The sequence below is a fragment of the Micromonospora sp. DT68 genome, assembly GCF_049847245.1.
Lineage (GTDB): Bacteria > Actinomycetota > Actinomycetes > Mycobacteriales > Micromonosporaceae > Micromonospora > Micromonospora profundi.
On sequence record NZ_JBNCNZ010000006.1, the window covers coordinates 95867 to 116364 of the forward strand.

Here is a 20498-nt window from a genome sequence, read left to right on the forward strand (position 1 = left end):
CTGCCGTCCTGCCGGGGATGCCGGCCGGCTGACGCGAGGGTCGGGACGGGTGGAGCGGGTCACGCTCTTGACTCTCCCGCCGGGGGAGACCTGACGGTGGAGACATGGAAACGAACGCAGGCCGAGGCGCCGTCATCTCCTGGGACGAACTTCCGGCCCCGATCGCGGCGTACCTTCCCGCGCACCAGGCCCGTGACACGGAGACCGCGATCAGCGCCTTCGCCGCCGACGCCGAGGTGACCGACGAGGGCCGCACCCACCGGGGCCGCGACGAGATCCGGTTCTGGCTGGACAACGGGGCCAGCGAGTACACGTACACCACGGAGTTCGTCGGTGCTTCCCGGACAGGGGAGGGGCAGATCGATGTGGTGCAGCACCTGGAGGGGAACTTCCCGGGAGGGTCGGCCGACCTGCACTACCGGTTCGACCTGGAGGGCGCTCTGATCCGCCGGCTGGTGATCGAACCGTAGCGGCGACGCCGCCACCGTCCCTTGACCCTCTCCCGAGGAGAGGGTTGACGATTCGTGGGCGCTGCGGGCCGGTCAGCCGGTCACCGGTGCCTCTTCTCAGGCAAGGAACACACACGCAATGAAGACCTGGTTCATCACCGGCGGCACCCCGGGCGGGTTCGGCATGGCATACGCCGAGGCCGCGCTTGACAACGGCGACCGTGTGGCGTTGACAGTGCGCCGGCCCGACGAGCTGCGCCAGTGGGCGCAGCGGCACGGCGACCGCGTCCTGGTCCTGCCCCTGGACGTCACCGATCCGACGGCCGTCGAGCAGGCCGTGCGCGCGGCCGAGGAGCACTTCGGCGGCATCGACGTGCTGGTGAACAACGCGGGACGAGGCTGGTGCGGGTCGATCGAGGGCATGGCCGACGCCGACGTCCGTCGCATGTTCGAGCTGAACTTCTTCGCCGTGCTGTCGGTCATCCGGGGCGTCCTTCCCGGCATGCGTGCCCGGGGCAGCGGCTGGATCATCAACATGTCCTCGGTGGCGCGGCTGCGCGGCATCGACGGGTTCGGTTACTACAGCGCCTCCAAGTTCGCGCTCGAAGCCGTCACCGAGGTCCTCCGCGCGGAGGTCGCGCCGCTGGGCATCCGGGTGCTGGCGGTGGAGCCCGGCGCCTTCCGCACCCGCGCCTACGCCGGCTTCGCCGACGAGGCCCTTCAGGAGACCATCACGGAGTACCTGCCGATGCTCGAGTACGTCCGCAAGGCCATGATCGACGAGGACGGTAACCAGCCCGGTGACCCGCAGCGTGGTGTTCGCGCGGTGCTGGCGGCCATGGTCCAGGACGCGCCTCCGCGCCGGCTCGTCCTCGGCAGCGCCGGATTCGACGCTGTCGTCGCCACGCTCGAGGACACCCTCGCCGACGTCCGCGCCTCCGAAACGCTCTCCCGGGGTGCCGACTTTCCCGGCGCCTGAAGGGCAGCGGAAATGGTGGACGCGCCGTCGGGGCGGCGAAACGGAGTCGCGCCGTTGGATTGACGCTGTTCAGTAGTGGTGAGCCCCTCGTTGACGGTTGGTTCATCGCGGTGTGGAATATGTTGCATGCCGATCCCCAAGCGTCAGGGTGTCATCCCGCGTGCCCTACTGCGGGAAAATGCGTTCCGGACCATCCGTGACGCGATAGTCGACGGCACCCTGGCGCCGGGGGAGCGGCTCAACGACGCGGAGTTGGCGCAGTGGCTCGGGGTGAGCCGCACCCCGGTGCGCGAGGCGTTGGCCCGGCTGGAGGAGGCGGGCCTGGTCCACACCAAGCCCGGCCGGTACACGATGGTCACTCCACTGGACGTCCAGGCCGCCCGCGCGGCGCAGTCGGTCACCGCGGCGATGCACGAGCTTGCCGTACGTCAGGCGGTGCCCAATCTGTCGTCCGAGGAGATCGAGACGATGCGGGCGGCCAACCGGCGGTTCGCGGAAGCTCTGCACGCGGGCGATGTCGACGCGGCGATCGCCTCGGACGACGAATTTCACTGCGTCACTGTGACGGCTTCGGCCAATTCGGCGATCGCCTCGGTGCTGGAGCAGTTCACGCCGATTCTGCGCCGGCTCGAACGGCTCCGTTTCTCCTCGCTGAACGGGCGCGACTCGGTGGCCCTGCACGACCGCATCATCGATCTCTGTGCGGCCGGCGACGCTGAGCGGGCCGCGTTGGCCGCCCGGGACAACTGGTTGAGTCTGGATCCGCTCTTCGAGTGCGGGAAGTCCGACGATCCGCCCGCGCACTGAGCGCATCGGCTCCGTCTGTTCCGCCCCTCCCAGGGGCGGAACAGACTCGGCCGCGGTGCCGTCAGTCCCCGGCTTTCCTCACAGGATGCGCAGGTCGTTGACGGTGTAGGACAGCGAGCCGCGGAATCCCACGCCGACCCGCCTCGGCGTGAGATCCGCGAGTTCCTCCCGGGGTGCGGGCAGGAATCGCAAGTCGCCTGTGCCGACCCAGGTGTTCGCGAACTTCAGGTTGTCGAGCACCGACATGGTCAGCTCGTGTACGGCAGGGTTGTCGTGCTGCCCGGCGGAGAGTCGCGGGAAGTGGCGCAGGTTGACGAGCGGGCGCGTCAGCGCGGGCAGCCGGTCCGCGGTCCGGTCGAGAGTCACCGTGGTCTCGGCCAGGCGCCGGCCACCGGCGGACATGACCGCCGCGAAGCGGCCACCCTTGCCGACCGCCGGCGCGGCAGGACTGTTGATGGCGAAGGCTCGGGTCTGCTGGATGGAGCCGATCTTCTTGGGGAATCCCTGCACCCAGCCACGCGCGAGCGAGGCGTCGTTGTCCACCCAGATGTACGGGCACCAGGCCACCGGGGTGCCCTGCCACTGCGCGTCGAGCAGCACCAGGAACTCCGAATACTGGCTGAAGGGTGGGTCGAGGTAGTCGTCGTCGGCGCCGTTGAACTGCCAGTCGATGAACACGGCGTAACCGTGACCGGGGTTGGCCGGATCCGGGTCGAGGCCGGTGGGCAGGGAGGCGTTGGCAGCCTCCGGGCTGGTCCAGAACTCCACGCCGACGGCGTCGCCAACGTAGTGCCACGGCGGCTTGCCGGCCAGGTTTGCCACGCCGCGTGGGCTGAGCGGATAGGTGTAGCCCTTCAGTCGCTCGGCCGGCGTCGGGGTGGCGCTCGCGCCGGCTGGTGCCGACGCCGCGAGACCGACAGTGGTGCCCGCCATCGCGGCGAGCACGGCGCGCCGTTGAAGGTTCTTGTCCATCCTGGTCCTTCCGTTTGTCAACGTCCACCTGGATGACGCGATGAAGGTCCAGGGGTTCATGCGTCGTCTCTTCCAACTCCTTGACAGGCGCAGAGTGGAACGCAATATATTGCATGTCGATCGCTGGTGACGTCGGCGGCGAGGCGACCCGATCCGGCTGCCTCGCCTGATCTGACTCTCCTGTTCTCGCGAGCCGCTCCCAGCTCGGAATCCTGTGGAAGGAACGACATGCCCCTCGACGCGTTCGAGCGTTACCCGCTGCTGTTCGGCCCCAGCCCCATCCACCCGTTGGACCGGCTCAGCGCGCACCTTGGCGGTGCCCGGATCTGGGCGAAGCGCGAGGACTGCAACAGTGGCCTGGCCTACGGCGGCAACAAGACCCGCAAGCTGGAGTACCTGCTTCCGGACGCGCTGAAGCAGGGCGCCGACACGCTCGTCAGCATCGGTGGAGTGCAGTCCAACCACACCCGTCAGGTGGCCGCTGTCGCCGCCCGTGCGGGGCTCAAGGCCGTCCTCGTCCAGGAGAGATGGGTGGACTGGCCCGACCCGGTCAACGACAAGGTCGGCAACATCCTGCTGTCACGGATCATGGGCGCCGACGTACGCCTCGCGCCGGCCGGTTTCGGCATCGGCTTCAAGCAGAGCTGGCACGAGGCCCTCGACGACGTTCGCGCCGCAGGCGGCACACCGTACGCGATCCCGGCTGGCGCGTCCGACCATCCGCTCGGCGGTCTCGGCTTCGCGAACTGGGCCTACGAGGTGCAGCAGCAGGAACGTGAGCTCGGCGTCTTCTTCGACACGATCATCGTGTGCAGCGTGACCGGCAGCACCCACGCCGGCATGATCGCCGGTTTCGCCGGTCAGGACCGGCCGAGGCGGGTGCTCGGCATCGACGCCTCCGCCACTATCGACGCAACCCGGACCCAGGTGGCGAAGATCGCCCGCAACACGGCCGAACTCATCGGGCTCGGCCGTGACCTGCGCGACGACGAGATCACCGTGCTGGAGGGCTGGGCCGGCGACCTCTACGGCATCCCCGTGCAGTCCACACTGGACGCCGTCCGGCTCACCGGCCAGCTCGAAGGCGTGATCATCGACCCGGTGTACGAGGGGAAGTCGATGGCCGGGCTGATCGACCTCGTCAGCAACGGCGAGATCCCCCGGAACTCGAACGTCCTGTACGCGCACCTCGGCGGCCAGCCTGCGATAAACGCCTACAGCACCGTGTTCGAGTAGCCCTTGACGTCCCCTCCGACTCTTGCTCAGGCCGAAGAGGTGGTCGCCGTGGCCGTGAGTGACGTGGACGTGGGTCAGCCTACGGTCGAACGACCGTATTCGGTAGATCAACTGCTGGTTCTGCTCAACGGTGACGTGGTGTCGCTCAGCACCGCCTCGCTGGCACCCAGCAGGTCCTGCAAGCCGTAAGGCAGGTTCCGGGTCCGGCCGGAGCGGGGGTTCACAGTCAAATGGCAGATGCCCGGCGGCGCCTCTGGCCGGCAGTCTCGTCGGAAAGATCCGACCGAGGAGGTTCGATGGCCACGATAAACGCTTTCGACGGCACGCCGATTTTCTACAAGGACTGGGGATCGGGCCGGCCTGTCGTTTTCAGCCACGGCTGGCCGTTGAACGCCGACGCCTGGGACGCTCAACTCCGGCTCGTCGCGGACAACGGCTTCCGCGGCATCGCCCACGACCGCCGTGGTCACGGCCGGTCCGGGCAGCCCTGGAACGGCAACGACATGGACACGTACGCCGACGATCTCGCGGCGCTGATCCAGGAGCTCGACCTCAGGGACGCCGTGCTCGTGGGTCACTCGACAGGCGGTGGCGAGGTGGTCCGTTACCTCGGTCGGCACGGTACCGGCCGAGTGTCAAAGGCCGTGCTGCTGGGTGCGGTGCCGCCGTTCCTGCTGCAAACCGCTGACAACCCGCAGGGCGCGCCCATCGAGACGTTCGACAGCATCCGGGAGGGCGTGGAGAGCGACCGCTCGCAGTTTTACAAGGACCTGCCCACCGCGTTCTACAACGCCAATCGCGAGGGCGTCACGATCTCGGACGGCACGCGCGACGCCTTCTGGCTGGCCGGCATGCAGGTGGGCCTGAAGGCCGCGTACGACTGCATCGCCGCGTTCTCGGAGAGCGACTTCCGCTCCGACCTCCCCACGATCGACATCCCGGTCCTGGTGGTGCACGGCGACGACGACCAGATCGTGCCGGTCGCCATCTCCGGCGTGAAGACCGCCGAGCTGCTCAAGGACGCGACGCTGAAGGTGTACGAGGGTGCGCCGCACGGCATCGTCGGCAGCCCCTACCAGGCGAGGTTCCACGCCGACCTGCTGGACTTCATCACCTCGTAGCGGCGGTCGCGAGCGCAGCCGTACACCGCATGGCGTTTCTCAGGGGGTGGAGCTGACCCCGGCCGGGTTTGTGGGGATCTGGCCGGGGTCGGTCTCCGTGGACCGCCGTTCGCCGCACCGAGGGTGCTCCTCGACCGATATCGTGCGGACCGCCTACCGTGCGTGGATCCACGACTCGGACAGCCGATGGACAAGGTCGAGAGGATTGCGGATCATCTATTTCATGACAACCCGGTCGACCGGCGCCCCACCAACAGACGAGCACGCGAAACCCGAGCAGGCCTCCGATGACCGGAGACCTGGCGATCGGGGTCGATGGCGCTGGCCCCGCCTGGAATGGACAATGGCGACGCTTGGCAGTCTGCTGTTGGCGGTGGTGCTGACCTGGCCGACGCTGCGACACCCGGCGACCACGATCCCCGGCGACCTCGGCGACCCGACATTGCAGGCCTGGCAGGTCGCCTGGTCCGGGCACGCTCTGCTCAGCGACCCCACCAACCTCTGGAATTCCAACACGTTCTATCCGGAGAGATACACGTACGCCTACAGCGACACCCTGCTCGGGTACGCCCCGTTCGGGATGCTCGGCTCCGGCTTCGAGGCCGCCGTCATCAGGTACAACGTGCTCTACGTGCTGCTGCACGCGCTTGCCTTCCTCGGCGCGTACGCGCTGGCCCGGCAGCTCGGGGCCAACCGGTGGGGCGGGGCGTTCGCGGGCATCGCGTGGGCGTACGCGCCGTGGCGGCTGGCGCACTCCGGCCACCTGAACATCCTGTCCAGCGGGGGAATCGCGCTGGCCCTGGCGATGCTGGCCCGTGGCCACGGTTGGTCGCTGCGCCACGGATACCGGCCGGAGCGACGACGCCCCGGCTGGGCACTTGCCGGCTGGCTCGTCGCCGCCTGGCAGATCAGTCTCGGCTTCGGCATCGGGCTGCCGCTCGTCTACTTCCTGCTGGCCGCGGTGCTCGTGGCGGCCGGTTGCTACGGCTGGTCGTGGTGGCGCAAGCGGGAACGCCCGCCGTTCGGCCGGCGACTGCTGCTCGCGGACCTGGGCGGTGGGGCCATCTTCGGAGCGGTGACGCTGCTGCTCGGCCTTGTCTACCTGCGGGTGGTCGACCTCAATCCGCAGGCCGAGCGGACGCTGGACTGGACGAAGATGTTCTCGCCTCCGCTCATCGGTTTCGTCACCGCGCCAGCGGACTCGTGGCTGTGGGGCGAGCGCCACGCCGCCGCACGGGAGCAGCTGTCCTGGCCGCCGGAGATGGCGCTGCTGCCGGGGATGACAGTCATCGGGTTGGCAGCGGCGGGGCTGTTCGTCTCGGCGTTCCCGTTCCGGCACCGGATCGCGCTGGGGCTCGGCGTGCTCGGCACCGTGTTGCTGGGCCTGGGCGCGACCCTCGGCGGCGACGGGGATCCCGGCTACCTGACGTTGTCCACGCTCCTGCCCGGCTGGGATGCGCTGCGTACGCCGGGTCGGATGATGCACTGGACGAGCCTGCTGCTGGCGGTGCTGGCCGCCGGGCTGGTGACCGCGCTGGCACCGTCGTCGGAAAAGGCATCGGACCCGACGTCGGACCAGTCGTCTGACCCGCCGTCGGAGCAGCCGCCAGACCGGTCGTCCGACCCGGCGTCTGACCCGGCGTCCGGCCAGTCGTCGCCTCGGAGCTGGACGCGGATGCTCATGCCGGTGGTGCTGTTGGTGCCGCTGGCCCTCGTCACCCTGGAGGGTGTCAACCGGACGCCCCACCCGACGGTGCCACGGCCGCCGGCCGCGATGCAGGCGGCGCCGGAGCCGATGCTCGTGCTCCCTGCCGGCGGTGTGGGCGACCTGACGGTCATGCTGTGGACGACCGACGGGTTTCCCCGGGTGACGAACGGGCTGGGCGGCTTCGAGCCGGTCACCCAGGCGCAGACCCGGATCGCTGTGGCGTCGTTCCCCGACGCGGGCAGTGTGGCGTACCTGCGGGGGATCGGCGTCCGATCGGTGCTGGCCGTGCCGAGCCGCGCCGCGGGGACGCCGTGGGAGGGTATCGAGACCCGGCCCGTGGACGGGCTCGGCATCACCCGGGAGGATCATGATGGTGCGCTTGTCTACCGCCTCTGACCGACCGCGTGCCGACGGAGGCCCGCGCGCGGGCCGGGCGGGGTGACGACGATGCGTCTGTCAGTGGTGGTGCCCTGCTTCAACGAGGAAGCGTCGGTGGAGCGGCTGCACGAGAGCGTGACCGCCGCGCTCGCCGACCTGTCCGACGTGGAGATCGAGGTGGTGTACGTCGACGACGGCAGCGAGGACGGTACCCTCGCGGCGCTGCGCCGGCTCGCCGCCGCCGACCCCGCCGTCTGCTACACGTCGCTGAGCCGCAACTTCGGCAAGGAGGCGGCGATGCTCGCCGGCCTGCAACGGGCCACCGGCGACGCGGTCGTCATCATGGACGCCGACCTCCAACACCCGCCCCGGCTGCTGCCCGAGATGGTCGCGCTGTACCGGCAGGGCTTCGACCAGGTGATCGCCCGCCGGGACCGGCGCGGTGACCGGTTCATCCGGATGGTCGCCTCCCGGTCCTTCTACCGGGTGGTCAACTGGTGGATCGACGTACGCCTCCAGGACGGCGCGGGTGACTTCCGGCTGCTGTCGCGGCTCGCGGTGGACGCGATCCTGGCGATGCCGGAATACAACAGGTTCTCCAAGGGCCTGTTCTCCTGGATCGGGTTCCGGACGGTGGTGGTGGCGCATCAGAACGAGACCCGCCAGACGGGAAAGAGCAGGTGGACGCTCAGCAAACTTTTCAACTACGCCTTCGACGGCCTGCTGTCGTTCAACAACCGGCCGCTGCGCCTGGCGATCTACGGCGGCCTGTTCCTCACCCTCATCGCGGTGGCCTACATGGCCTGGGTGGTCGCCGACGCCATCGAGAAGGGCATCGACGTTCCGGGCTACACCACCATCATCGTCAGCGTGATCGGGCTCGGCGGCATCCAGATGATGATCCTGGGTGTGATCGGTGAGTACATCGGCCGGATCTACTACGAGACCAAGCGCCGACCGCACTACCTGGTGCAGGAAACCGAGCGGCTGGCCGACGAGGCAGGCGAGGGCCCACGGCTGCCGACCCAGCACACGGCGCGGTCGACGGAGGCGGGCAGGCGGGCGGTTCCGGTCCCGGAGGATCCGTCCCGACGCGACCCCGAGGGCGGCCGGCCGGCCGGTCCCTGACCGGCGTCCTGCCCGCAGGGCACGGCTGGCGGCCACAGGTGGGGGGGGAGGGGGGAGGTTTCACTTTCGCGTCCTGGGTATTCATGCGGACCGCCGCGGCCGGTGGGTGGAACAGTCACGACGTGAGGAGCCTGCCATGTCCGATCCGCAGCCCACAATCGTCCTCGTCCACGGTGCGTTCGCCGAGTCGGCGAGCTGGAACGGCGTGATCGACCACCTGGGTGCCGCGTACAACGTGGTGGCCCTCGCCAACCCGCTGCGGAGCGTCGCGTCCGACGCCGCGTACCTGCGGGATGTGATGGGCGGGATCGGTGGCCTGGTCATTCTCGTCGGTCACTCCTACGGCGGCATGGTGATCACGCAGGCTGCGGCTGGCGATCCGTCGGTGCGAGCCCTCGTGTACGTGAACGCCCTCGCACCGGACACCGGCGATTCGGCGCTGTCGTTGTCAGCGAAGTTCCCCGGCAGCACGCTTGCCGACACGCTCGTGCAGTACCCGGTGTCCTCAGGCGGTAACGAGGTGGCCATCGGCCAGGACGGCTACCACGCGCAGTTCGCCGCTGACGTGTCGAACGATGTCGCCGCGCTGATGGCCCGGACCCAGCGCCCTGTCACCGAGCAGGCACTGAACGACGGGCTCACCGGCGACCCCGCCTGGCGATCGCTGCCCAGTTGGTTCGTGTTCGGCGAGGCCGACAAGAACATCCCGGTCGCCGCGCACCGGTTCATGGCCGAACGCGCGGCGGCCCGGGGTCAGCGTGAGGTCGCCGGCGCGTCCCACGCGATGGCGGTGTCCCAACCGAGCGAGGTCGCCGAGACGATCATCGAGGCGGTCCGCGGCGTGGGTGGCTGACGCGTCCACGAGCAGTGGCACCGGCCCTCTCAGCGGTCGAGGCAGCCGACCCGGTCGCCGAGCTCCGGCGGGATGCCGAAGGGGCTGCACTCCAGCGCGCTGCCCTCACCGAGCTTCTTCCACCTGCCGTCGGCGTACGTGAAGAGCAGCACCCCGTCGCCCTGTTGCGTGGGGTCGACGGCGATCACACCGGCCGTGGCCCACTGCCCGGCGCACTTGATCTGATCGGGGTCGATCCGGTGGGTGCTGCTCGCCAGCCCCGATGCCCGCTGCAGCGTCGCCGCGCTGACCGGACAGATCTTCGTGCCGGTGTCGGGCGTCGGCGATCCGGCGGCGGCGGTGGGCGATGCGGCGCTGCGGGTCGGTGCCGCGTCGCCGGTGGCCGAGGGCAGCGCCACGCCAGGGGTGGGTGTGGCGCTCGCCCCGGCGGTGGGGGAGGAGGTGCCGGTGCAGGCCGCCAGACCCGCCAGTAGGGCGACGGGCGCGAGGACGCGGAGCGCGGTCGGGGTCATTGTTCCTCCGGGATCGGCATGGGCGGCGATTTCTCACAACACGCCCATCGGTCCACGGAGGTTGCGCTCGCCGTGCGGTGCGTCCGATCTCCGACTCGGTGACGCGGCTTCCCCTACGCCGCAGCCGCGTGGGGATCGCCGGCGGCGTCGTGGGCTGCCATGGCGTCCTGCCGCTGTGGTTCCTCGCGCAGCATCGTGCAGTGCAGCCACGCGTCCGGGATGGCGAAACCGTCCACGAGCGTGCGCATGTGCGGGCGCAACTCCTTGAGCAGACCGTTCACCACCGAGGTGATCGCCTTGGCGCGGGCCGGGGTGAGCCGGCCGTGCTCCAGGAACCAGCCCTTGTTGGCCTCGATGACGCTGAGGGCGTACAGGTCGCAGACCTGGGAGAGCAGCGCCTGGACCGCCGGGTCCGCGGTGTCCTCGATGCCGGCGACGAACGCCTCCAGGGTGACGCGGTCGATGTGCGCGGCGGCGACGGTGAGGACGTGGTCCTGGACGTCGTTGAAGATGTCGAAGGGGCGGTCCTTCTTCGTGGTCGCGCCACCGCGCAGGCGGCGGACCGCGCCGTCCAGGAGGTGCTTCTCGCGGTCCTCGAACGCCTTGAGCTGCCAGCCCCGGTCGGTGACGGCGACCTCCTCGTCGCGGCCGGGCACGGCGCCGATGAGCCGTTCGATGAGCGACCGCGCGGCGGTGCGCTCCAGCACCATCTCGCGGACCTGCTCGGCGACGAACGAGGCGCGCCCCCAGCCGTCCAGCGAGCCGAACTCGTCCCGGTAGCCGGTGAGCAGCCCCTTGGCGACCAGTTGCAGCAGCACCGTGTTGTCGCCCTCGAACGTCGTGAAGACGTCGGTGTCGGCCTTCAGGCTGGGCAGCCGGTTCTCGGCCAGGTAGCCGGCGCCGCCGCACGCCTCGCGACACGTCTGGATCGTGCGGGTCGCGTGCCAGGTCTGCGCGGCCTTGAGACCCGCCGCCCGGGACTCCAGCTCACGTTGCCGGTGCTCGTCGACCGGCCCGTCACTGCCCTGCACCTCGTGCAACGCGGCGACCAACTCGGCCTGCGCGAAGTGCAGCGCGTACGTGGTGGCCAGGGCGGGCAGCAGTTTGCGCTGGTGGGCCAGGTAGTCGTTGAGCAGCACCTCGCGGTCGGAGTCGGGCGTGCCGAACTGGCGGCGGATGTCGCCGTAGCGCACCGCGATGGCGAGTGCCGACTTGGTGGCCGCCGCCGCGGCGCCGCCCACGCTGACCCGTCCGCGGACCAGGGTGCCGAGCATCGTGAAGAAACGGCGGGAGTCGTTCTCGATGGGGCTGGAGTACGTCCCGTCCTCGGCGACCTGACCGTAGCGGTCCAGCAGCATGTCGCGGGGCACCTGTACGTGGTCGAAGCTCAACCGGCCGTTGTCGACACCGAGCAGACCGGCCTTGGGCCCGGCGTCGCCGATCGTCACGCCGGGAAGCGGATTGCCCTCGGCATCGCGGATCGGGACCAGCCACGCGTGTACGCCGTGCCCCTCACCGTTCGTGATCAGCTGCGCGAAGACCACAGCCATCCGTCCATCGCGGGCGGCGTTGCCGATGTAGTCCTTGCGGGCCGCCTCGTGCGGGGTGTGCAGGTCGAAGGTCTGCGTCTGCGGGTCGTACGTGCAGGTGGTGCGCAGTTGCTGGACGTCGGAACCGTGACCGGTCTCGGTCATCGCGAAGCAGCCGAAGATCGTGCCCGAGATGATGTCCCGCAGGTAGGCGTCGTGGTGTCGACGGGTGCCCAGGGCGGCGACCGCTCCGCCGAACAGGCCCCACTGCACGCCGGCCTTGACCATCAGTGACAGGTCGACCTGGGCCAGCATCTCGGTGGCGACGATCGAGCCGCCCACGTCGGATCCGCCGCCGTACTCGGCGGGGAACGCCGACGCGATGCCCAACTCGACGGGGAGTTCGCCGAGCAGGCGGGTGATCCGCTCACGTGCCTGATCGCCTGTCTCGCCGTACACCGGAAGGAAGCGCTCGTCGAGGTGCTCCCGGTGCTCGTGGCGGACCTTTGCCCACGGCCCGTCGAGCGTCTCCTGCAGGCGTGTGACGTCGATGCGATCGGGCATGGTCACCCCTCCGGTGCGGGACATATGCGTACAGTCTGGACCCGATCAAGACTACCGGGTGGTCACAGCGGCCCACCCGGGAAGACCACGGTGAAACATGACACCATCGTGCGACGTTTGACCCCGCCCGCGTGCGGGATCGCCCCGTTCAGTAGGCCAGCCCCGTCTCGTAAGCCACGGACCAGGCCTGGGCGACGAGACGGTCGACGACGGCACGGTCCGGCAGAGAGCCCGGCAGCGCGGCGTTCGCCGGTTCGTCGAGTGCGCGGCGGTACACGCCCTCCAGGATGATGGCGACCTTCCACAGGCCGAGCACGTGCCAGAAGGGCAGCGCGGCCAGGTCACGGCCGGACCGTTCGGCGTACGCGGCGCTCACCTCGGCTCTTGACGGAAACCCGGGCAGGCGGGAGGCGTTGAACAGGCCCAGGGGCGGGTCGTCCGGCTCCTGCCAGTAGGCGAGCAGGCTGCCGAGGTCGGCCAGCGGATCACCGAGAGTGGAAAGCTCCCAGTCCAGTACCGCGCGGACGGCACCGGACGACGGGTCGACGATCTGGTTGACCAGGTGGAAGTCGCCGTGCACGAGCACCAGGTCGCCGGGCTCGGGAATCCGGTCGTGCAGCAGGGCTGTCAGCTTCTCCACTTCGGGCAGTTCACGGGTACGACTGGCAGCCCACTGCCGGGACCACCGTTTCAACTGTCGCGGCGCGTACGCGGAGTGGCTGGCCAGATCGTGCAGGCCCACCTCGGTCGGGTCGACGGCGTGCAGGTCGGCGAGCACCCGGCCCAGTTCCAGGCCGACGGCGCGGCGCAGGTCGGGCGTCATCGCCGCAGCGGTCTCCACCCTGTCCACGACGAGGCCCTCGACGTGCTCGACGATCAGCACCGGGACGTCGGCCACCTGATCGTCGCGGCACAGACCCAGGACGCGGGGAACCGGCACGTCGGTCCGGCCCAGCGCGGCGAGGATGCGGTGCTCGCGGGCGACGTCGTGCGCCGAGGCGAGGAGGTGCCCGAGCGGCGGCCGACGTGCCACGGCTCGCCAGCCCGCCGCGTCGGTCAGCAGATACGTGAGGTTGGACTGGCCGAGCCCGATCCGGGTCGCGGTCAGCGGCTCGACAACTGCCTGCCCCGACTGCCGTAGCCAGCGCCCGAGCGCTGTGACATCCACTGTCATCTCAGGCGCTCACCGGCTCGACGGCGGAGCCGGTGAGCAGTTGCCCACCGTCGACGAGGACCGTCTCCCCGGTGATCCAGGACGCCGAGCGGGAGGCCAGGAAGACCACCAGTTCCGCCACGTCGAGGGGCTCGCCGATCCGCCCGAGCGGTGTCACCGCGTTCACGTCGGCCTCGTTCTCCTTCCACAGCGCCTCGGCCAGCCGGGTCCGGACCACTCCCGGCGCGACGGCGTTCACCCGTACCCCGGGTGCCAGTTCCAGAGCCAGTTGCCGGGTCAGGTGGATCAGCGCGGCCTTGGAGACGTGGTACAGGCCGAGGTCGGGGCTCACCGCCAGCCCGCCCAGCGACGCCACGTTGACGACCGCGCCACCGTTGTCACGCATCCACAGCCGCCAGGCCAGCGAGGTCCACAGCAGCGGACCCCACAGGTTGACGTCCATCAGCTTCGCGAAGCGCCCGTGGTCCTGCTCGACCACCGGCCCGAACGCCGGGTTGGTGCCGGCGTTGTTCACCAGCAGGTCGATGCGACCGAAGCGCTGCAGTGTGGTCTCCAGGCACGCCTGGGCGCGGTCCTGGTTGGTGACGTGCGCGCCGAAGCCGAGTGCCCGCTCGCCGAGCGTCGCGGCGGCAGCCTCGGCGGCCTCGGCGGTGCGGGCGGTGAGCACCACGTTCCCGCCCTGCTCGTGCCAGTGGCGGGCCACGGCGAGACCGATCCCGCGCGACGCGCCCGTGACCACGGCGGTCCGGCCCTCAAAAGAATCCTGCACGCGATTCGCTCCTGTTTCTGAGTTCCGGATCAGGGGACGAGCAGCGAGATGGCGGCGACCGCACATGCCGGCGGTCCGCCCGTCTCCAGGTCGATCTGGATGTCCGAGGTGACCTGGAAACCGCGACGGGCCTCGTGCACACCGGTGAGGGTGATCCCGGCACGGATCCGCGACCCGACGGGCACCGGCGCGGGGAACCGCAGCCGGTCCGAGCCGTAGTTCACGCCCATGCTCATTCCGTCCACCCGGTACACCTGCGCGGCCAGGGTGGGGATCAGCGACAGGGTGAGGAAGCCGTGCGCGATCGTCGCGCCGAACGGCCCGGTGGCGGCCCGCTCCGGGTCCACGTGGATCCACTGGTGGTCACCGGTGGCCTCGGCGAACGTGTTCACCTGCTGCTGCGTGACGAGGTGCCAGTCGCTGTGCCCCAGGTGCTCGCCGACAGCCGCGCGCAACTCGTCGATGCCGCTGAAGACCCTCATCGCACCGGCCCGCCCGCCACGTCGAGCACCTGACCGCTGATGTAGCCGGCCCGTTCCCCGAGGAAGAACGAGACCGCCTCGGCGACGTCCTGCGGCTGCCCCACCCGGCGTAACGGGATGCCGGCGGCCGCCTCGGCGATCAGCTCGTCGAACGGGCGGCCGATCCGCCGCGCGGTAGCGGCGGTCATCTCGGTCTGCACGAAGCCCGGCGCCACCGCGTTCGCGGTGATGCCGAACGGGCCCAGCTCGACGGCGAGCGTCTTGGTCAGGCCCTGCAGCGCAGCCTTCGCCGCCGAGTAGTTCGCCTGACCGCGGTTGCCGTACGCGGAGGTGCTGGACAACGAGACGATCCGCCCCCACCGCTGCTTGACCATGTGCGCCTGGACGGCCCGGCTCATCAGGAACGCGCCCCGGACGTGCACCCCGAGAACCGTGTCCCAGTCCGCGGAGGACATCTTGAACAGCAGGTTGTCACGCAGGACGCCGGCGTTGTTCACAAGTGCCACCGGCGGCCCCAGCCGCTGCGCGATCTGCTCGACACCGGCGACGACTGCCGCCTCGTCGGACACGTCGGCCACCACCGCGTACGCCGGAACGCCCTGCTCGCCCAGGTCGGCCACCATCTTGTCGCACCCGTCGGCGTCCAGGTCCCACACGGCCACGGCGAAACCGTCAGCGCCGAGCCGGGTGGCCACCGCCGCCCCGATTCCGCGTGCCGCCCCGGTGACGACAGCTACCCTGCGCTCAGCCATTGTGGGTCACCGCCGCGTCGTCGAAGCGCTTCTGGAGCTTGCGCATGCCGGTCAGCCAGGCGTCGGTCCGGCCCGCGCGGGTCTCGTAGTACCGCTGCACCTCGGGGTGCGGCAGGATCAGGAACCGGTCGTCGTGCAGCGCCTCCCAGACCACCTCGGCGACCTGTTCGGGCTCCAGCGCGACATCGTGGCTCAGCAGATCCCGGAACTCGCCCGAGTCGTCGAGCATCTTCGTCCGCACCCCCTGCGGGCAGAGCGCCTGGACGGCGATGCCGCGATGCCCGTAGGTGACCGAGAGCCACTCCGCGAACGCGACGGCCGCGTGTTTCGACACCGAGTACGGCGCGCTGCCGAGCATCGTGAGCAGTCCCGCCGCGGAGGCGGTCACCACGAACCGGCCGCCGCCGGACTCCAGCCAGCCGGGGACCAGCGCGCGGGCCGCGCGGACGTGCGCAAGGACGTTCACCTCGATGGCGGTGTGCCAGTCGGCGTCCGGCGTGTCGATGCCCTTTCCGACACCCACTCCGGCGTTGGCGAAGAAGATGTCGACCCGTCCGGCGGCGGCGATCAGCAACCGTGCCACGCCCTCGTCGGTCGACACGTCGCCGCCCACTGCGACGCCACCGACCTCGGCCGCGACCCGTTCGGCTGCGGCGGAGTCCAGGTCGCCGACGACGACGCGCGCGCCCTGGGCCGCCATTTTCCGGGCGATGGCCCGGCCGATACCGTTGCCGCCGCCGGTGACCACCACGCACCGGCCGCGGACCAGATCCTGTTCACTCATGGGTACGTCCTCAGATGGGGTTGTTGACGAGCACGACCTTGCCGACGGTGCGGCGGTCGCCGAGGTTGGCCAGGGCGGACGGGGCGGCGCTCATCGGGAGCACCTCACTGACCAGGGGATCGACGAGTCCCTTGTGCCACAGTTCGACAAGCCGCTCGTGGGTGCTGGCGATCACGGCCGGGTTCTTGACGTGGTACAGCCCCCAGTACAGGCCGACGACGCTGTAGTTCTTGATCAGAGCGTGGTTCGTGGGCGCCTGGGCGATCCGGCCGCCCGCGAAGCCGACCACCACGATCCGGCCCTCGAAGGCGACGCACCTGCGGCTCTTGTCGAAGACATCGCCGCCTACCGAGTCGTAGATGACGTCCGCGCCGGCCCCGCCGGTGACCTCCTTGACCACAGGCACGAAGTCCTCCGCCAGGTAGTCGACGACCACCTCCGCGCCGAGGTCCCGGCACACCTGCACCTTGTCCGGTCCGCCCGCCGTGGCGATCACCCGGGCACCGGCGGCCCTGCCGATCTGGATCGCCGCCGACCCGACGCCGCCGGCCCCGGCGTGCACCAGCAGCCACTCGCCGGGTTGCAGGCGGGCGCGGGTGTGCAGGCCGACGTACCCGGTCTGGTAGGTGATCAGCATGGACGCCGCCTTCTCGGCGGGCATGTCGTCAGGGATGACGAACACCCGGTGCGGTGCCACGACCACCTGCTCGGCGAGCCCGCCGTACGGCAGCTCGGGCGCGGCGAGCACCCGCTCGCCGGCCCGCGGCCCGTCCACGATGCGCCCGCACACCTCAGCGCCGGGCGTGAACGGGAGTGCCGGCTTGTCCTGGTACTCGCCCCGGCACAGCAACACGTCGGGGAAGTTCAGGGCCACCGCCTCGACAGCCACCCGAAGGGCGCCGTCGGGTGCCGAGGGCTGCGGCACGTCGGTCCACTCCAGAACGTCCGCGGGCTCGCCCAGCCGGGTCACCTGCCACGCCTTCATCCGACCTCCTCCTCGTCGTGCCGGCCCGGTCACCATGCGGGGACCAGGGGTCGCTTCTTCCCGGCCCGAGGTGCTGGCGGCGGAGCCGCGTCCAGCACGCCGACGATCCGGTTCCGGGTCTGCGCCGGGTCGATCACGTCGTCCACCTCGAACACGCTGGCGATGTTCAGCGCGCTGCCGCGCTCGTACATCTGCGCCACCAGCCGCTGGTAGAGCGCCTCGCGCTCGTCCGGGTCGGTGACCGCGTCCAACTCCTTGCGGTAGCCGAGCCGTACCGCGCCCTCCAGGCCCATTCCGCCGAACTCGCCTGTGGGCCAGGACACTGTCAGCTCCGGCTCGTAGAAGCCGCCGCGGGCCATGGCCTGCGCGCCCAGCCCGTACCCCTTGCGCAGCACCACTGTCACCATCGGCACGGTCAGGCTGGCGCCGGCCAGGAACATCCGGCCGAAGTGCCGCACCTGCGCGCTCTCCTCAGCCGCCGGGCCGACCATGAAGCCCGGTGTGTCGCACAGCGAGACGATCGGCAGGTCGAACGCGTCGCACAGCTCCATGAACCGGGCGGCCTTGCTGCCGCCCTCGGCGTCGATGGCACCGCCGAGGTGGCGCGGGTTGTTGGCGATGAGCCCGACCGGGCGGCCCGCCATCCGGATCAGCGCGGTGATCATGCCGACGCCGTGCTCGCGCCGGAGTTCCAGCACCGAGTCCCGGTCGGCCAGGGTGTCGATCACGGTACGGACGTCGTACGTGCGCCGCCGGTTCTCCGGCACCGCGTGGCGCAGCGCGCGCTGGTCCGGCTCCTCCCAGGTGTCGATCCGACCCTGGAAGTAGGAGAGGTACCGACGGGTGGCGCGCACTGCCGCCGCGTCATCGGAGACCACCAGGTCGACGACGCCGTTGACGGCGTGTACCGCTGTCGGCCCGATCTCCTCCGGGCGGTACACGCCGAGGCCGCCGCCCTCGATCATCGCCGGTCCGGCCATCCCGATGTTGGCGTCCGGGGTGGCCACGATGAAATCGCTGCACGCGACGAGGGCGGCGTTGCCGGCGAAGCACTTGCCGGTCACCACCGACACCGTCGGCACGAGCCCACTGAGCCGGGCGAGCAGGGCGAACGCGCGAGTGTCCAGGTTCGCCACGCCCGGGTTCTCGGTGTCGCCGGGGCGACCGCCGCCGCCCTCGGCGAACATGACGACCGGCCACCTGTTGCGTTCGGCAAGCTCGAAGAGCCTGTCCTTCTTGCGATGCCCGTTGTAGCCCTGGGTGCCGGCCAGCACCGTGTAGTCGTAGGCCATCGCCACGCAGCCGGTGCGGTTGATCTGGCCGACACCGGCCACCAGGCCGTCGGCGGGGGTCCTGTCGATCAGGTCGTCGAGGCTGCGCCGCGCCCGCTGGCCGGCAAGTACCAGCGAGCCGTACTCGGAGAAGGTGCCCGCGTCGCAGAGGTCGTCGAGGTTCTCCCGGGCGGTGCGGTGCCCCCGGCCGTGCCGCTTCGACACCGCATCCGGCCGCGCCTCGTCCCGGGTCTTGTGCTGCCGGTCCAGGACGCGCCGCAGGTCGGGGCGGATCAGGTCCGGGTCGGCCTCGGCGACCGTGTCGACAGTCGTCGCCTGGACCTCACCGGCCAGCAGCGAGGCGAGCAGCGTGCCGGGGTGCACGGTCTGGCCGACGGTCACCGGCAGCCGGTCCACCACGCCGCTCGCGCCGGCCACGACCTGGTGTTCCATCTTCATCGCCTCGAGCACGACCAGGACTGACGTCGCGGTCACCTGGTCACCCTCGGCAGCCGGGACCGCTATGACAGTGGCCTCCATGGGTGCCCGGACCGCGATGCCGTCCGTTCCCTCCTCCGGCTCGGATGCGGCGGCCGGATCGACGTCGGCGCCGGGGAACCACAGCGGCTCCCGCGCCGGCGCGGTGGCCAGCCCGGCGGCGTGCTCGTCGAGGAAGGCGGTGGTCGCGGTCCCGTCGGTCACCTCGGCGTGCTCAAGAAGCCGTCCCAGTACGCCCAGATTCGTGTCCACACCCTCGACGCGGAACTCCGCGAGCGCCCGGGACGCCTTGCGCCGCAACACCGACGGGTCACCGCCGGGCTCGTGCACGACCACCTTGGCCAGCAGCGAGTCGTACCCGGTGCCGACCCGGTAGCCGGCGTAGCCGTGGGTGTCGGTGCGTACTCCCCGGCCGGCGGGCGGGTCGAAGGCGGTGAGCACACCGGTGGCGGGCAGGCTGCCACCGTCCGGGCGGACCGTCTCGGTGGTCACCCGCAGCTGGATCGCCGTTCCGGCAGGCTTCGGCGCGGGACCGTCCAGGCCGATGTCGGCGAGGCTCGCCCCGGCTGCCAGGCGCAGCTGGATCTCCACGAGGTCGACGTCGAACACCTGCTCGGTGACTGTGTGCTCGACCTGCAGGCGCGGGTTGGCCTCCAGGAAGACGAAGTCGTCTCTGCCGACGAGGAACTCGACGGTGCCGACCCCGCGGTAGCCGAGTCCGGCGGCCAGGCGTACCGCCGCGTCGTGCACCGCGTCGCGCAGTCCAGAGGCCAGACCGGGTGCCGGGGCGAGTTCCACCACCTTCTGCCGGCGCCGCTGGAGGCTGCAGTCCCGGTCACCGAGGGCGACGGCCGCGCCGGTGCCGTCGCCGACGATCTGCACCTCGATGTGCCGGCGGCCGGTGAGCAGCTGCTCGGCGTAGAGGGTGCCGTCGCCGAACGCGCCGAGCGCCTCGGACCGGCAGCGCTCGAACGCGGCGGCCAGGTCGGCCGGGTCGGTGACCGGCCGCATCCCGCGTCCGCCGCCGCCGGCCACGGCCTTGAGCATGATGCCCTCCGGTGCGCCGGCCAGCAACTTCGCCGCTTCGTCGAGCGTCGCCGGCCCGGTCGCCGGCACCACGGGGATACCCGCCGACTCCGCCGCCGCGCGTGCTGCGGTCTTGTCGCCAAGCACCCGCAGCACCTGCGGCGCCGGACCGACGAACACCAGCCCGGCCTCGGCGCAGCGGCGCGCGAACTCGGCGTTCTCGCTCAGGAACCCCCAGCCGGGGTGCACGGCAGTGGCTCCGGCCGCGTGGGCGGCCTCGATCAGCGCGGTCTGATCGAGGTACGCGCCGACCCCGGTGCCGGGCAGCGGCACCGCCCGGTCCGCCCGGCGTACGTGCAGGCAGCGGTCGTCGTCGGCGGCGTACACCGCGACCGACGGCACGGCGAGGTCGGCGAGCGTCCGCAGCACACGGACGGCCACCTCGCCCCGGTTGGCCACCAGCACGCGATCCGGGTAGATCCCCACGGTCAGCTCCTCTGCGTTGTCGCCCACGCCGCCAT

Annotated in this window: 18 protein-coding genes; 8 read left to right on the forward strand and 10 right to left on the reverse strand. The window is 70.7% G+C overall.

Annotated elements, in window-relative coordinates:
- Window positions 1–104: 104 nt before the first annotated feature.
- The 3 genes from ACPXB1_RS13135 (at window position 105) to ACPXB1_RS13145 (ending at window position 2235) form a co-directional block, all read left to right on the forward strand.
- A complete protein-coding gene (locus ACPXB1_RS13135; RefSeq protein ID WP_355591945.1) occupies window positions 105–470 on the forward strand; it encodes a nuclear transport factor 2 family protein in 366 nt (121 codons plus the stop codon).
- 118 nt (window positions 471–588) lie between these two features.
- Window positions 589–1428 carry an SDR family NAD(P)-dependent oxidoreductase gene (locus ACPXB1_RS13140; protein WP_425735326.1) on the forward strand — a complete coding sequence of 280 codons (840 nt, stop codon included), beginning with the start codon at window positions 589–591 and terminating at the stop codon, window positions 1426–1428.
- A gap of 126 nt (window positions 1429–1554) precedes the next feature.
- The gene (locus ACPXB1_RS13145; RefSeq protein WP_355591941.1) at window positions 1555–2235 is read left to right on the forward strand and encodes a GntR family transcriptional regulator; all 681 of its coding nucleotides are present in this window, start codon (window positions 1555–1557) and stop codon (window positions 2233–2235) included.
- A 78-nt stretch (window positions 2236–2313) separates the two neighbouring features.
- On the opposite strand, the gene ACPXB1_RS13150 is transcribed toward ACPXB1_RS13145, so the two are convergent.
- Window positions 2314–3207, reverse strand: coding sequence for an acetoacetate decarboxylase family protein (locus ACPXB1_RS13150; protein WP_355591939.1), 894 nt, complete (start codon window positions 3205–3207; stop codon window positions 2314–2316).
- A 228-nt stretch (window positions 3208–3435) separates the two neighbouring features.
- On the opposite strand from ACPXB1_RS13150, the gene ACPXB1_RS13155 reads away from it, so the two are divergent.
- From ACPXB1_RS13155 to ACPXB1_RS13175, 5 genes are all read left to right on the forward strand, one after another.
- Window positions 3436–4443 (forward strand): 1-aminocyclopropane-1-carboxylate deaminase, encoded by a 1008-nt coding sequence (locus ACPXB1_RS13155; RefSeq protein ID WP_355591937.1) that lies wholly within the window; start codon window positions 3436–3438, stop codon window positions 4441–4443.
- Window positions 4444–4739: 296 nt separating this feature from the next.
- Entirely contained in the window at window positions 4740–5564 is an 825-nt protein-coding gene (locus ACPXB1_RS13160; protein ID WP_355591935.1) for an alpha/beta fold hydrolase, read from the forward strand.
- Between the two features lie 343 nt (window positions 5565–5907).
- The gene (locus ACPXB1_RS13165; RefSeq protein WP_425735327.1) at window positions 5908–7668 is read left to right on the forward strand and encodes a hypothetical protein; all 1761 of its coding nucleotides are present in this window, start codon (window positions 5908–5910) and stop codon (window positions 7666–7668) included.
- Between the two features lie 42 nt (window positions 7669–7710).
- The gene (locus ACPXB1_RS13170) at window positions 7711–8778 is read left to right on the forward strand and encodes a glycosyltransferase family 2 protein (protein WP_355627723.1); all 1068 of its coding nucleotides are present in this window, start codon (window positions 7711–7713) and stop codon (window positions 8776–8778) included.
- A gap of 136 nt (window positions 8779–8914) precedes the next feature.
- Window positions 8915–9631, forward strand: coding sequence for an alpha/beta fold hydrolase (locus ACPXB1_RS13175; RefSeq protein ID WP_425735328.1), 717 nt, complete (start codon window positions 8915–8917; stop codon window positions 9629–9631).
- A 29-nt stretch (window positions 9632–9660) separates the two neighbouring features.
- On the opposite strand, the gene ACPXB1_RS13180 is transcribed toward ACPXB1_RS13175, so the two are convergent.
- The 9 genes from ACPXB1_RS13180 to ACPXB1_RS13220 all read right to left on the reverse strand — a co-directional run bounded on the left by ACPXB1_RS13180 (window position 9661) and on the right by ACPXB1_RS13220 (window position 20490).
- On the reverse strand, window positions 9661–10143 hold the full coding sequence (locus tag ACPXB1_RS13180; protein WP_355591924.1) for a hypothetical protein: 483 nt from the start codon (window positions 10141–10143) through the stop codon (window positions 9661–9663).
- A gap of 113 nt (window positions 10144–10256) precedes the next feature.
- Window positions 10257–12236 carry an acyl-CoA dehydrogenase gene (locus ACPXB1_RS13185; RefSeq protein WP_425735329.1) on the reverse strand — a complete coding sequence of 660 codons (1980 nt, stop codon included), beginning with the start codon at window positions 12234–12236 and terminating at the stop codon, window positions 10257–10259.
- A gap of 148 nt (window positions 12237–12384) precedes the next feature.
- Entirely contained in the window at window positions 12385–13410 is a 1026-nt protein-coding gene (locus ACPXB1_RS13190) for a phosphotransferase family protein (protein ID WP_355627728.1), read from the reverse strand.
- A 1-nt stretch (window position 13411) separates the two neighbouring features.
- Window positions 13412–14179 carry an SDR family oxidoreductase gene (locus ACPXB1_RS13195; RefSeq protein WP_355591915.1) on the reverse strand — a complete coding sequence of 256 codons (768 nt, stop codon included), beginning with the start codon at window positions 14177–14179 and terminating at the stop codon, window positions 13412–13414.
- A gap of 29 nt (window positions 14180–14208) precedes the next feature.
- Window positions 14209–14661, reverse strand: a complete 453-nt coding sequence (locus ACPXB1_RS13200; protein ID WP_355591912.1) for a MaoC family dehydratase — start codon at window positions 14659–14661, stop codon at window positions 14209–14211.
- Window positions 14658–15413, reverse strand: a complete 756-nt coding sequence (locus ACPXB1_RS13205; protein ID WP_425735330.1) for an SDR family oxidoreductase — start codon at window positions 15411–15413, stop codon at window positions 14658–14660. The genes ACPXB1_RS13200 and ACPXB1_RS13205 overlap by 4 nt, the downstream gene beginning before the upstream one ends.
- Complete coding sequence (locus tag ACPXB1_RS13210; protein WP_355591906.1) at window positions 15406–16197, reverse strand: SDR family oxidoreductase; 792 nt, start codon at window positions 16195–16197, stop codon at window positions 15406–15408. Before ACPXB1_RS13210 ends, ACPXB1_RS13205 begins: the two co-directional genes overlap by 8 nt.
- Before the next feature lie 10 nt (window positions 16198–16207).
- On the reverse strand, window positions 16208–17182 hold the full coding sequence (locus ACPXB1_RS13215; RefSeq protein WP_425735331.1) for an NADPH:quinone oxidoreductase family protein: 975 nt from the start codon (window positions 17180–17182) through the stop codon (window positions 16208–16210).
- Between the two features lie 29 nt (window positions 17183–17211).
- On the reverse strand, window positions 17212–20490 hold the full coding sequence (locus ACPXB1_RS13220; protein ID WP_425735332.1) for a carboxyl transferase domain-containing protein: 3279 nt from the start codon (window positions 20488–20490) through the stop codon (window positions 17212–17214).
- Window positions 20491–20498 lie beyond the last annotated feature (8 nt).

Excerpts from the sequence above, each read along its gene's own strand:
- ACPXB1_RS13200 (WP_355591912.1), bottom strand. The coding sequence starts at position 14,661 with ATGAGGGTCTTCAGCGGCATCGACGAGTTGCGCGCGGCTGTCGGCGAG.
- ACPXB1_RS13210 (WP_355591906.1), bottom strand. The coding sequence starts at position 16,197 with ATGAGTGAACAGGATCTGGTCCGCGGCCGGTGCGTGGTGGTCACCGGC.
- ACPXB1_RS13180 (WP_355591924.1), bottom strand. The coding sequence starts at position 10,143 with ATGACCCCGACCGCGCTCCGCGTCCTCGCGCCCGTCGCCCTACTGGCG.
- ACPXB1_RS13135 (WP_355591945.1), top strand. The coding sequence starts at position 105 with ATGGAAACGAACGCAGGCCGAGGCGCCGTCATCTCCTGGGACGAACTT.
- ACPXB1_RS13185 (WP_425735329.1), bottom strand. The coding sequence starts at position 12,236 with ATGCCCGATCGCATCGACGTCACACGCCTGCAGGAGACGCTCGACGGG.
- ACPXB1_RS13190 (WP_355627728.1), bottom strand. The coding sequence starts at position 13,410 with ATGACAGTGGATGTCACAGCGCTCGGGCGCTGGCTACGGCAGTCGGGG.
- ACPXB1_RS13150 (WP_355591939.1), bottom strand. The coding sequence starts at position 3,207 with ATGGACAAGAACCTTCAACGGCGCGCCGTGCTCGCCGCGATGGCGGGC.
- ACPXB1_RS13145 (WP_355591941.1), top strand. The coding sequence starts at position 1,555 with ATGCCGATCCCCAAGCGTCAGGGTGTCATCCCGCGTGCCCTACTGCGG.
- ACPXB1_RS13165 (WP_425735327.1), top strand. The coding sequence starts at position 5,908 with ATGGCGACGCTTGGCAGTCTGCTGTTGGCGGTGGTGCTGACCTGGCCG.
- ACPXB1_RS13205 (WP_425735330.1), bottom strand. The coding sequence starts at position 15,413 with ATGGCTGAGCGCAGGGTAGCTGTCGTCACCGGGGCGGCACGCGGAATC.
- ACPXB1_RS13155 (WP_355591937.1), top strand. The coding sequence starts at position 3,436 with ATGCCCCTCGACGCGTTCGAGCGTTACCCGCTGCTGTTCGGCCCCAGC.
- ACPXB1_RS13175 (WP_425735328.1), top strand. The coding sequence starts at position 8,915 with ATGTCCGATCCGCAGCCCACAATCGTCCTCGTCCACGGTGCGTTCGCC.
- ACPXB1_RS13140 (WP_425735326.1), top strand. The coding sequence starts at position 589 with ATGAAGACCTGGTTCATCACCGGCGGCACCCCGGGCGGGTTCGGCATG.
- ACPXB1_RS13160 (WP_355591935.1), top strand. The coding sequence starts at position 4,740 with ATGGCCACGATAAACGCTTTCGACGGCACGCCGATTTTCTACAAGGAC.
- ACPXB1_RS13215 (WP_425735331.1), bottom strand. The coding sequence starts at position 17,182 with ATGAAGGCGTGGCAGGTGACCCGGCTGGGCGAGCCCGCGGACGTTCTG.